A 12,260-nucleotide genomic window follows, 5' to 3' on the forward strand; every position below is an offset into this window, starting at 1 on the left:
AGGAGCAATAGACATGGCACGAGTACGTATTACGCAGGTCAGCAGCACTATTAAGCGGCCGTTATCACAAAAAAACGCGATAAAGTCGTTAGGCTTAGGTAAAATCAACCGTAGCGTCGAACTTGAATACAATGATGCTTTGAAGGGTGCAATCAATAAGGTGCAGCACCTAGTGAAAGTTGAAGAAATTTAGTACCTTTGCGATTCTTTTGGTTTTCAGGCTTTTCTGACCGTATGGTTGAATGGTGCCGAAAGACCAAAAGAATCATCTTTTTATCAATATACCAATGAATTTAAGCAACCTTAGACCGGCAAAAGGTTCCGTCAGAGAGCGCAAGCGAGTCGGACGCGGGCAGGGATCAGGCATGGGCGGAACGTCTACGCGTGGTCACAAAGGAGCGCAATCGCGCTCAGGTTATAGTCGTAAGTTACACTTCGAAGGTGGTCAGATGCCTCTGCAGCGCCGTGTACCGAAGTTTGGCTTCAAGAATATTAACCGCGTCGAGTATAAACCCCTCAATCTGGATAGTATCCAGGCCTTAGTTGACGAAACAAAAGCAACTGTAGTTGACATAGACTTCATGCTTCAGCATGGCTTAGTTAGCAAGAAAGATCTTGTTAAGGTCTTGAGTCGTGGCGAACTGACAGTTGCCGTTGAAATTCACGCCCATGCTTTCTCGGCTAGCGCCAAAGAAGCGATCGAAAAAGCAGGCGGGAAGGCCATTGTGCCAGCAAAAGAAGCGAACGAGGAAGCAACAAATTAAGTTGTAGCACGGCAACAGCCGACCTACTTTTATGAACCGACTCATCACCACGTTTAAAAATATTTTTGCAATTGACGAGTTGCGGAGTCGAATCCTCAACACGCTGTTGTTCATTACGGCGTTTCGTCTTGGTTCAGCAATTGTGCTACCGGGCGTTGACCCCCAGAAACTGAATTTAAATCCGCAAGGATTGCTCGGTTTATTGGACACCTTTTTGGGTGGTGCGTTCAGTAAGGCTTCGATTTTTGCGCTGGGCATCATGCCATATATTTCGGCATCGATTGCTATTCAGTTACTTACCTTAGCTCTTCCTTACTTCCAGAAAATGCAGAAGGAAGGTGAGTCAGGACGTAAACGATTGAATCAAATTACGCGAGTACTTACGATTGGCGTAACAGCTGTACAAGCTATTACGTATGTTCGGACAACAATTCCGGCTGAAGCGCTGCTAATTGATCGTGGTTTATTCACGATTTCGTCGTTGTTTGTCCTAACTGCAGGCACTATTTTCTGTATGTGGTTGGGGGAACGTATTACGGATAAAGGCATTGGAAATGGTATCTCCATGATTATCATGATCGGGATTGTATCACGTCTTCCTGGTGCAATTATTGGCGAGCAACAATCAAGAGGTTCGGGTGGTATTCTAATTTTTGTTCTGGAATTAGTGGCCCTATATTTCGTTGTTATGGGTGCCGTAGTGTTGACTCAGGCTGTTCGTCGGATTCCGATTCAATATGCAAAGCAAGTCATCGGTAATAAAGTTGTGGGTGGACAACGTCAATATTTGCCACTAAAGTTGAATGCAGCAGGTGTTATGCCAATTATTTTTGCGCAGGCTCTGATGTTCATCCCAACGTATGTAGCAGGTTTGTTCTCAGAGAAAAGTGATTTTGCAGCTAGTGTGCAAAACGCTTTTCAGAGCTATACGACATGGCAGTATAACGTCTTGTTTGGTTTATTGATTATCATCTTCACGTTCTTCTATACAGCTATCTCCGTTAACCCGGTGCAGATTGCTGACGATATGAAACGTAGCGGTGGTTTCATTCCAGGTGTTAAACCAGGTATCCAGACGTCCGAATACATTGGTACTGTTCTTGACCGCATTACATTACCTGGCGCTGTTATGTTGGCTATCGTAGCAATTTTGCCAGCTATTGCTAATTTACTGGGTATGACCAGCGGTTTCGCACAGTTCTTCGGGGGTACCTCGTTGTTGATTATGGTTGGTGTAGTACTTGATACGCTTCAGCAAGTAGAAAGTTACCTGCTTATGCGCCGATACGAAGGTCTGATGAAATCAGGTCGAGTACAGGGGCGGACAAGTAGCGAGACTGTAGCAGCTTAATTGCAATGGCCAGTTCTGACAAAAAGGATAAGATGATTTTTTATCGGAGCGACGAAGAAATCGCTCTGATAAAAGTCAGTGCACAGGTTTTGGGGAAAGCCCATGCTGAAGTAGCGAAACTTATCCGACCCGGCGTTACCACCAAGGAACTGGATGCTGTTGCTGAAACGTTTATCAAAGATAGCGGTGGTGTTCCATCATTCTTAGGGTATAATAAGTTTCCGGCTTCGCTCTGTATTTCCGTTAACGATGTAGTGGTTCATGGCTTTCCTAGTCGCTATGAACTTCGTGATGGTGATATTATTTCAATTGACTGCGGTGTTAAGTTGAATGGCTATCATAGTGATAGTGCCTATACGTATCCCGTTGGCGATGTTAATCCAGCTGTTCGTCGGCTCTTAGCTCGCACTAAAGAGTCTCTTTATATTGGTTTGGAAAAGGCGATTGAAGGGAATCGAGTTGGTGATATTGGCTATGCCATTCAGACCTATACTGAGAAATTCGGTTATTCAGTTGTTCGGGAATTAGTAGGTCACGGCGTTGGTCAGGATTTGCATGAAGCTCCCGAAGTACCAAACTACGGTAAACGAGGTCAAGGCCCTAAATTACGTGAAGGAATGATACTGGCGATTGAGCCAATGATCAATTTTGGTAAAAAAGGTGTTGTGCAAGAACGTGATGGTTGGACAATACGGACAGTGGATCGTAAGCCTTCCGCTCACTTTGAACATACAGTGGCCGTACGAAAAGGGAAGCCCGAGATTCTGACAACCTTTGAATACATTGAGGCAGTCACCGCGAATACAAGCCTGATGGTTGAAAAACAGGAACTGATGGCGGCTTAAAGCAACATGGCAAAACAGAATTCTATAGAACAGGACGGTGTGATTTTGGAGGCATTATCGAATGCAATGTTTCGGGTCGAGTTGGCCAACAAGCATGAAGTAATTGCTCACATCTCCGGCAAAATGCGGATGAATTACATCAAGATTTTGCCAGGTGATCGCGTGAAATTGGAAATGTCGCCTTATGATTTGAGTAAGGCTCGAATTGTGTATCGATACAAATAAGTTTATAGCTTGTGATTTATGAATTAGAGTTTCAAGGCTCATAACTCCAGATCACTACTATAAACTGCAAACTTTTAAGAACATGAAAGTTAAAGCATCCGTCAAAAAGCGCAGCGAAGACTGCAAGATAATCCGTCGGAAAGGGAAACTGTACGTGATTAACAAAAAGAATCCCCGTTACAAACAAAGACAAGGTTAAGTATGGCACGTATTGCAGGTGTTGATATTCCAGATAAGAAGCGTGGTGAAATCGCGCTGACATACATTTATGGCATTGGCCGTAGTCGTGCTAAAAAAATCCTGACTGACGCTGGTATCAGTGTTGATAAGAAAGCCAGCGAATGGTCGGACGACGAAGCGAGTGCTGTACGTAACGCTATCTCCAACGAATATAAAGTGGAAGGCCAACTGCGTTCTGAAGTTCAGTTGAGCATCAAACGCTTAATGGATATCGGTTGCTATCGGGGTCTACGTCACCGGAAAGGCTTACCGGTTCGTGGTCAACATACGAAAAATAACTCTCGTACCCGAAAAGGTAAACGTAAGACAGTTGCTAACAAGAAGAAAGTAACGAAATAATTAATCGGTCGCTCATCGTCATACGTAGCATTTGTGGTCATTTAATAATTAAGTGGCAAGTAATGAAAACGATGACACATTGACGATTACCTACAAACAATGGCTCAAGCAAAACGCAAAGACAAAGCGAAAAAGCGGGTGGTAATTGTTGAACCCGTTGGCCAAGTGCACATTCGGGCTACGTTCAACAACATCATCATTTCGATTACCAACATGAACGGCCAGGTTATTTCCTGGGCATCGGCCGGTAAAATGGGCTTCCGTGGCTCTAAGAAAAACACGCCGTATGCTGCACAAACTGCCGCTCAAAACTGTGCTACCGTTGCCCATGATCTGGGAATGCGTAAAGCAGAAGTGTTTGTGAAAGGTCCAGGGTCAGGCCGTGAGTCGGCGATCCGTACCATTCAGAACTCAGGTATCGAAGTAACTACGATTCGTGATATTACCCCGCTGCCACACAATGGATGTCGGCCGCCAAAACGTCGTCGCGTATAACTACGGATGACATGAATAGGGTCAGGCGACATTTGGTTGTGTCTGGTCAATGTTTCACAATTATTCATTCATTGAAGAATGGCACGTTACACAGGGCCAAAAGCCAAAATTTCGCGTAAGTTCGGCGAACCCATTATGGGGCCGAGCAAGGCGCTTCAAAAGAAGAATTACGGACCGGGTATGCACGGTCGGGGTCGCAAGCGGAAACAGTCCGAATATGCGCTTCAATTGCTGGAAAAGCAGAAAGTAAAATACACCTACGGTATCCTGGAACGTCAGTTCCGCGCGCTGTTCCACCGGGCACAGGTTCGCGAAGGTATTACGGGTGAAAACCTGCTCAAATTGTGCGAAGCCCGCCTTGATAACACAGTTTATCGTTTAGGCATCGCTACGTCGCGCCGGGCTGCCCGTCAGCTGGTCTCGCACAAGCACATCATCGTAGATGGTGAAGTAGTTAACATTCCTTCATATTCATTGAAACCAGGTCAGTTGATCGGCGTTCGGGAGAAATCTAAATCGTTGGAAGCTGTTACGACAAGTGTAGCTGCTCGTAACACGAAACGTTATAACTGGGTTGAATGGGACGCACAGCAATTAACAGGTAAGTTTATTAGCTATCCTGAGCGTGATCAAATCCCGGAAAATTTCAACGAGCAGGCCATCGTCGAATTATATTCGAAATAATCGTACTGGCAGAAGTTATTTTAGTTCTGCCAGATTTATATACTTTATGGTTTACAGTTGATTGGTTTTCTGGTGAAAGCTGGTCGGTTGATCCAAATAATACCGAAAACCGAAGCACTGAAAACTGTAAACCTAATTTCAGTCTTCACGCCAAGGCAGAGAACTGCTTTAAAATACGAAACGTATGTCAATTTTAGCGTTCCAAATGCCCGACAAAGTCGTAGTGGAGAAAGCTGACGACTTTCACGGGGTGTTTGAATTCAAACCCCTTGAAAAAGGATACGGTGTAACTATCGGTAATGCGTTACGTCGCATTTTACTGTCATCGCTGGAAGGATACGCCATTACGAGCGTAAAATTTCCCGGTGTTTTACACGAGTTTTCTTCGATCGAGGGCGTTGTTGAAGACGTGACAGAGATCATCTTGAACCTGAAAATGGTTCGATTCAAGAAGATCAATGACATGGTCGACAACAAGATCACCGTCAATATCAAGAAGCAATCAGTTTTAAAAGCTGGTGATATATCTAAATTTTCGCCGTCGTTCGAGGTGTTAAATCCTGAATTGGAAATTTGCCATATCGACGATACGCGGGATTTGGAAATGGAAATTTTCGTGGAAAAAGGTCGTGGATATGTTCCGGCTGACGAACCACGCGTTAATGAATTACCGTTTGGCCATATCCCAATCGATGCGATCTACACGCCAATTAAAAACGTGAAGTATAGCGTCGAAAATACTCGGGTTGAGCAGAAAACAGACTTTGAGCGCCTTTTATTAGATATTGAGACGGATGGTTCCATTCATCCGGAAGAAGCGTTAAAAGGCGCAGCTTACATTCTAATTCAGCACTTCATGCTGTTTTCAGACCAGACAATGACGTTTGAGACGGCAAAACCGGAAGAGGAAAACGTAGTGGATGAAGAAGTACTGCATATGCGGAAACTTCTGAAAACATCGCTGGCTGACCTCGATCTGTCAGTACGTGCTTATAACTGTCTTAAGTCGGCCGATGTACGTACGTTGGGTGACCTCGTTCGGTTGGAGATTTCGGATATGATGAAGTTCCGCAACTTCGGTAAGAAGTCTTTGACGGAACTCGAGCAGCTAGTTGCAGAGAAGAATCTGACGTTCGGTATGGACGTCGCCAAGTACAGATTAGACGAAGATTAAGATTTGGGCTTAGCGCTTAGGGCATCGGGTTTATTATAGCCTTAGGCCCTTTGCCCAATGCCCTAAGCCAAGATAAAAATGAGACACGGTAAAAAAGATAATCACTTAAGCCGGACACATTCGCACCGCGAAGCGATGTTACAAAACCTGGCAACGTCGCTGATTATGCACAAGCGTATCGAGACGACGGTTGCAAAAGCGAAAGAACTTCGCAAGTTCGTGGAGCCGATTTTAACACGTGCTAAAGATGACTCGTATCAGAATCGTCGGGTTGTATTTCAATCACTGAATAACAAAGAGACAATTAAGGAATTATTCGGTGCTGTAGCCGATAAGATCGCCAGCCGTCCAGGTGGATACACACGTATCATTAAATTGGGTAACCGCCAGGGTGATAATGCTGATACTTGCCTGATCGAGTTGGTTGATTTCAACGAACTACTCATCGCTGCCGCAACTGAAAAAGCAACTGCTACGACTAAAACACGTCGGAGTCGCAGAGGTAGCGGTCCACGTCAAGCCTCGGAAACTCCTGCGGCAACAGTTCAGGAAACAGCTCCTGTTGCGGAAGAGACTTCCACAGTAGAAAAAACGGGTGACGATTTGACGAAGATCGAAGGAATAGGTCCGAAAATTGCTGAGTTGTTGAATAACGCTGGTATTACTACCTTTGCCGAGTTAGCCGATGCTCAGGACGAGACCATTCAGCAGGCTTTAGCTGAGGCAGGCCCCCGATTTAACCTACATGATGCAACGACCTGGAATGAACAGGCATCGCTGGCCCGTGATGGCAAGTTGGATGAACTGAAGGAGTTACAGGATCGTTTAAAAGGTGGTAAAGAAGAATAACGGAGTGACTTACAAACACGTCATATAGAAATGGGTTAACCGCGATGGTTAGCCCTTTTTTTTAGTCTTTTAAGGCCCAAACGAACGCATAAATGAAACATACGCAGCAACCTGAAGCATTATTGGTTTTACAGGATGGAACTGTATATCGTGGTCTGGCACTTGGTAAAATTGGAACCGCTGGCGGTGAGATTTGCTTTAATACCGGCATGACCGGCTACCAGGAAATCTATACTGACCCTTCTTATTACGGTCAGGTGATCATTAATACGACTTCGCATATCGGAAATTATGGAGTTCTAAATAATGCAGAACAAGAGTCAAGCGGAGTGAAAATCCGGGGAATGGTCTGCAATTTTTTCTCCAATATTCATTCTCGTTATACGGCCGATGGTTCTTTACAGGATTACTTTGAGCGCGCCAACATTGTAGGAATACATGGTGTGGATACGCGGCAGTTAGTACGCTATATTCGCTCCAAGGGTGTAATGAACTGCATTATCTCTTCTGAGATTCTGGATCCGGCTGTCCTGTTGGCAGAGTTAAATAAAGTGCCCGATATGGCTGGACTGGAATTGTCTTCGGAAGTTTGCACCCAGGAAGCGTATGAGGAAGGCGATCCGGAAGCTAAGCTGCGCGTGGCTGTACTGGACTTAGGCGTAAAACGGAGTATTATCAGCAACTTTAACGAACGAGGTGTTTTCTGCAAAGTTTTCCCTGCCCGAACTCCTCACTCCGAATTAGCCTCATGGAAACCTAATGGTTATTTTATTGCGAATGGTCCCGGTGATCCAGCGGCAATGCCCTACGCTGTTGAAACAGTGAAGCAGGCATTGGATACGGAAAAACCTTTATTCGGAATTTGCTTAGGCCATCAGATTTTGTCACTAGCCAGCGGCATTTCAACCTATAAAATGCATAACGGCCATCGGGGCTTAAACCATCCCGTCAAGAATCTGATTACGGGCCATTGTGAAGTTACTTCGCAAAATCATGGCTTTGCGGTGAAAGCTGACGAAGTTATGGACCACGCTAACGTCGAACTAACCCATATTAATCTAAATGATAAAACGATTGAAGGTATTCGTCGGAAAGACAAACCAGCGTTTTCGGTTCAATATCACCCAGAATCGTCACCTGGTCCGCATGATTCACGGTATTTATTCGATCAGTTTGTAGGAATGATGAACGAGTAAACAAAAAGCCTGAAGAAATTCAGGCTTTTTGTTTTTAAAGTAGATGATTTACTATCCGGATTGGTCAACCTGCCGCCAAAATTCTCTGCTCCACATTCGCACGAACGGCCACTTACGCGCTCGTAACGATATAGGCAAATAAGCATGAGCCTGCTTTAGTGTTTGTTGATGATAGGCATCATCATCCGTCAAAATAAGCGATTTGTATAGCTTATCTTCCTTAACAGTCAAATCAGCGAAAGGTAGCTCAGGTTGCCAGTTGGAATGTTGAACAGCTAGTTTATGCTTTAGTAAAGTTGTACTTTGCAGTGCGTGTTGCAGAGAAGGAGTTGGTTGAAATCGCTCCTGTGCTACGTTGAGCGCGTAGCTTAAGTATGCTTTGAGAAGTTTAGGACCATTATTTGCAGTGTCTGCAATCGTTAGCTGTTCAGGCCACAAACTTGTCACGATGTATATACGCTCTCGTGCTCGTGTAACAGCAACATTCAAACGATTTTCACCCCCTTTTGCATTGAGGCTACCAAATTGCATGACCACGCGACCACGCTCGTCGGATGCATAACCAATTGAGAAAATAATAATGTCGCGCTCATCCCCCTGCACGTTTTCAATATTTTTGACAAATAGACTGGCAGAGAGCTGCGGTGTACTTTCTCCTGCCAAGGCTAGTGCCTCAAATTTACTCTCCAGCATATCCTGAATAAGCTGCTGCTGCGGATAGTTGAACGTAACAACACCAATCGAACGACCGGGTAGCTCAACGACTAATTGGTCAAGAAGCTGCAAGATGGCTTCTGCTTCAATCGGATTTGTATTATGCTCCCACGTACCTTTTACATTTAGATAACGGATAGCTGGCTCATGCCGGTTAGCATCGTCAAAATTGGGTAAGAGTGACAGTTTATTCTGGTAAAAATTCTCGTTTGAGAACGTAATAAGATCAAGTGAATGGCTACGATAGTGCTCTGTCAGAGAAATCTGCGGCAATTGCTGAGCAGCTAATTCAAGCAACGATTCGACTTCGAGTGCTATCGGTATTTCTTCGTCCTGTTCTGTATCATCTAAACGGATTCGATAAAGATCACTCGGTCGAAGCTGTTGATTATCGCCGGTTACAACAACCTGCTTACCTCTTACCATGGCGGGTATACCATTTTCCGCGAAGCACTGAGAAGCTTCATCAAAAATAACCAGATCAAATAAACCTTCACGTAATGGAAACATAGCCGATACCGATTCGGGTGAAGCCAGCCAACAAGGCACTAGCTTGAAAACTTCGTCGGCGAAGGATTCCATCAGTTTCCGAACAGGCCAAACATTTCGTTTTTTGGTCGTTTGATGTAGCAGATCGCGGTAGGTTACTACGTTACTTAGGCGGTTCAGGGTTAGATTTCGGTACGTTTGTTCCCGTAGCTTGACCAACAAAATATCACGACTTAGTTCCTGTTTTCGCTGAACGCTATCCTGCAGAGCCTGTTCCCACTGACTCATCTTTAGGGATGATACACTACGTAATGCGGGATGCAGGGCTTCTATATGATTAAGCCAGGCCAAGCGTAAACTCATCTGGAAACGTTCCACCCAGGTAGATGGCTCCTGGTCATGTATGCGCTCAATGACTAGGGCTTCATTTTCTGAAAATCCAGCCTGCAAATGGTCCGATTCTACCATAAGATCGAAATCATTGCGAAGTGCCTGACGGAAAGATCCAACAAACGTATCCTCTTCCCAGAGCTGCTTGAGCTGAGTTGTTGTTAAATAGATTTCCGACGTAATACGCTGTTTCTCTACTGTTTCCGCAAGAGTTGATAACGACTTTGTGTTATCTATAAATCGTTCAGGTGTCTGCCAATAAAGCTCAGGCAGTTGTTGTAATGGTGTAATAGTGTTCCGGCGTTCAATTATTTGCTGTGCTCGTCTCAAAAGCTGAACGCTCTCTGGTGTTTCAGGCAGTAATAAATCGGTCAATAACGAACTGGCTTCATAGCGAATAGCTTCCAGCCGAATGCGTTTATCAACTTTGGTAGCTAACGTCTGCAAATCTGTTTCGGTCAGGGTCAGGTTATTCGATGAAGCTACCGCTTGCAGTTGTTCTTTTCCAGCATTGGTTAATTGCCACCAATTCCAGCTTATCCACGAAGACCGGGCACTACGTGCATCAGCTACTAAGTCACGGAACGCTCGCAGGTCGGGCGTTTGCAAGGATGCTTCCGGGCCAGGTGAGACCAGGGTCTCTTCCCAGGCTTGACCAATTTGTTCAAACTTTGCTTCATCCATTACTATAGCCGGATGATCAGGCTTGTTCCGTAAGTAATTTACAACGGCCCATACCTCTGCTATATTAGGAGAGTCCAGTAAAGTGAGAAGTGCCGTTATTTCCCAGTCATGCGACCGCCATTCAGCCAGTTGATCAAGAGAAAGTGATTGGCCCAGTAACTGTGTTGTCTGCTCATTAGACTGATCGCGGAGTTGCGTCCAGCGAGTAATCGTCTGATCAATCTTTGTTAAATCAGCGTTTGAGAATTGAGCGAAACTTACGCGTTCGGTCCATAGGTGGTTTGTACCCAGGCGTTGTTGATAGGCTGCATAATCTGTAAGCCTTTGAACAAAGTTATCCACTTTGAGTAAGTGGAACTGTTGATAACTATCTTCAAGCGAAATTATGGGTGCGCTTGGCTCACTAGTTAAATATAGTTCTTTCGCTGATAAGCCGTAGACGCTTGTATCAAACAAAGCGTTCTTAAACGTTTGCAATTCGGCAACGGTTTCGTCAATCCGGCGGCTTTCAATTTCGAAATCACGTTCCAGCAGCACGGCGTTCAGACTATTATTTTGTTGCTTATACGCGTCAATCTGATTAATCTGTTCGGCGATCTGAGAAAACAACGCCCGGCGATCATCCTGAAAGTCATGAACTAACGCCAGGAATGGACCCATACCCACCTGACGAAGCCGCTCCTGTACAACGTCAAGTGCAGCCCGTTTTTGACAAACCAGTAATACGCGTTTCCCTGACGCAGCGGCATCTGCCATCAGATTCGCAATCAGTTGTGATTTACCTGTTCCCGGTGGGCCCTGCACGACCAGCGACTGACCAGCTTTTACGGCTCGTAAAGCCGCTTCCTGCGACGCATCCATTGGCAGGGGCGTGTGGATAAACTTTTCTGGCAAGGGGTATAAGGCAGAGGGCAGAGGGTTCGGGGCAGAGGGGAAATACTGTTCATTATCCAACGTTCCTGGCTTTTCACCCTCTGCCCCCTCCCCTATCCCCTCGGCCAAAAGACGATCATAGTCTGGCACCAGAAACGAACCAGCTTGTGGAAAGATACCCAGGACGGCTTCAGGATAAAGTTTTAGTTCGCCGGTACGTTCGAGCTGGGTGAGATCCTTAGCCGTTTGTTTAGTAAAAAACTGGAGCTTGTCGGTAAATAAATCCTGGTTGAAATTAATTTCGAGGGCAGTCGTCTTCAGCCATTCATAGAGTTGTGTCCGGAAAACCAATGGGTCACGATCGAAATCGTCCATTATTTTGTCAACGACCTCATCGGGTAATTTCACCTGATTGAACTGGCCATACGCTAAAGCCAATGTTGGGTTCAGAAAAGCTAATTCCTCCCCCCGACGAATAAGTTTCCAGAACTTTCCCTGCTGCTCGATTTGTACCGGGAAGAAAAGAAGAGGCCCATGAACAACCGTCTCATCCAAAAATTTGCCTTTAACGAATGGCCAGCCAACATACAAATCCTCCGTACCACGCTCATCTTCGATAAAGCGTACGGTGCGATCAATACGTCGAAGTTTCCGGCTAACCTCATTACTACGTTCCTGGCGGGCATCCAGTACTTCACACAAGGAAACTGATGATTTTCGACCAATTAAGTCGGCAATGATGCTAAAGGAGGGCTTGTTGAGCAGAAAATCCGTTTCGTGCAAGTCCAGAAACTGTCCAGCGGGTAAGCTCGTTAGTAAAAGCGACCGATTACGACTGCTGAGATTCGTTAACCGACGACGAAACGTTTTAAGAACAGTCTGAACCGGTATTTTCACAGATAGCTGAGCCTGGATATCCAGGATTTAAAGATTAACAGGATTATAACG

The 12,260-nt window shown here is 45.2% G+C and carries 13 protein-coding genes; 12 read left to right on the top strand and 1 reads right to left on the bottom strand.

Annotated features, from left to right (window positions below):
* Positions 1 to 13: 13 nt before the first annotated feature.
* The 12 genes from rpmD to carA all read left to right on the top strand — a co-directional run bounded on the left by rpmD (position 14) and on the right by carA (position 8,162).
* Positions 14 to 193, top strand: coding sequence for a 50S ribosomal protein L30 (gene rpmD, locus IC230_RS16895; RefSeq protein ID WP_046577840.1), 180 nt, complete (start codon positions 14 to 16; stop codon positions 191 to 193).
* 94 nt (positions 194 to 287) lie between these two features.
* Positions 288 to 764 (top strand): 50S ribosomal protein L15, encoded by a 477-nt coding sequence (rplO, locus tag IC230_RS16900; protein WP_191040227.1) that lies wholly within the window; start codon positions 288 to 290, stop codon positions 762 to 764.
* 31 nt (positions 765 to 795) lie between these two features.
* Positions 796 to 2,115, top strand: coding sequence for a preprotein translocase subunit SecY (secY, locus tag IC230_RS16905; protein WP_191040228.1), 1,320 nt, complete (start codon positions 796 to 798; stop codon positions 2,113 to 2,115).
* A gap of 32 nt (positions 2,116 to 2,147) precedes the next feature.
* Complete coding sequence (gene map, locus IC230_RS16910) at positions 2,148 to 2,960, top strand: type I methionyl aminopeptidase (RefSeq protein ID WP_191040542.1); 813 nt, start codon at positions 2,148 to 2,150, stop codon at positions 2,958 to 2,960.
* Positions 2,961 to 2,966: 6 nt separating this feature from the next.
* A complete protein-coding gene (gene infA / locus IC230_RS16915) occupies positions 2,967 to 3,185 on the top strand; it encodes a translation initiation factor IF-1 (RefSeq protein ID WP_009284801.1) in 219 nt (72 codons plus the stop codon).
* A gap of 82 nt (positions 3,186 to 3,267) precedes the next feature.
* Positions 3,268 to 3,384 carry a type B 50S ribosomal protein L36 gene (ykgO, locus tag IC230_RS16920; protein WP_191040229.1) on the top strand — a complete coding sequence of 39 codons (117 nt, stop codon included), beginning with the start codon at positions 3,268 to 3,270 and terminating at the stop codon, positions 3,382 to 3,384.
* Positions 3,385 to 3,386: 2 nt separating this feature from the next.
* Positions 3,387 to 3,764: a 30S ribosomal protein S13 gene (gene rpsM, locus IC230_RS16925; protein ID WP_020603978.1), complete on the top strand. Its 378-nt coding sequence runs from the start codon at positions 3,387 to 3,389 to the stop codon at positions 3,762 to 3,764.
* Between the two features lie 99 nt (positions 3,765 to 3,863).
* Positions 3,864 to 4,259, top strand: a complete 396-nt coding sequence (rpsK, locus tag IC230_RS16930) for a 30S ribosomal protein S11 (RefSeq protein WP_164034787.1) — start codon at positions 3,864 to 3,866, stop codon at positions 4,257 to 4,259.
* Positions 4,260 to 4,337: 78 nt separating this feature from the next.
* Entirely contained in the window at positions 4,338 to 4,943 is a 606-nt protein-coding gene (gene rpsD, locus IC230_RS16935; RefSeq protein ID WP_191040230.1) for a 30S ribosomal protein S4, read from the top strand.
* A 184-nt stretch (positions 4,944 to 5,127) separates the two neighbouring features.
* The gene (locus IC230_RS16940; protein WP_191040231.1) at positions 5,128 to 6,117 is read left to right on the top strand and encodes a DNA-directed RNA polymerase subunit alpha; all 990 of its coding nucleotides are present in this window, start codon (positions 5,128 to 5,130) and stop codon (positions 6,115 to 6,117) included.
* 78 nt (positions 6,118 to 6,195) lie between these two features.
* Positions 6,196 to 6,966 carry a 50S ribosomal protein L17 gene (gene rplQ, locus IC230_RS16945; RefSeq protein ID WP_191040232.1) on the top strand — a complete coding sequence of 257 codons (771 nt, stop codon included), beginning with the start codon at positions 6,196 to 6,198 and terminating at the stop codon, positions 6,964 to 6,966.
* 92 nt (positions 6,967 to 7,058) lie between these two features.
* Entirely contained in the window at positions 7,059 to 8,162 is a 1,104-nt protein-coding gene (gene carA, locus IC230_RS16950; RefSeq protein WP_191040233.1) for a glutamine-hydrolyzing carbamoyl-phosphate synthase small subunit, read from the top strand.
* A gap of 51 nt (positions 8,163 to 8,213) precedes the next feature.
* On the opposite strand, the gene IC230_RS16955 is transcribed toward carA, so the two are convergent.
* Positions 8,214 to 12,209, bottom strand: coding sequence for an AAA domain-containing protein (locus IC230_RS16955; protein ID WP_191040234.1), 3,996 nt, complete (start codon positions 12,207 to 12,209; stop codon positions 8,214 to 8,216).
* Positions 12,210 to 12,260: the final 51 nt, after the last annotated feature.

The sequence above is a fragment of the Spirosoma validum genome (assembly GCF_014699035.1).
In the GTDB taxonomy this organism is placed as follows: domain Bacteria; phylum Bacteroidota; class Bacteroidia; order Cytophagales; family Spirosomataceae; genus Spirosoma; species Spirosoma validum.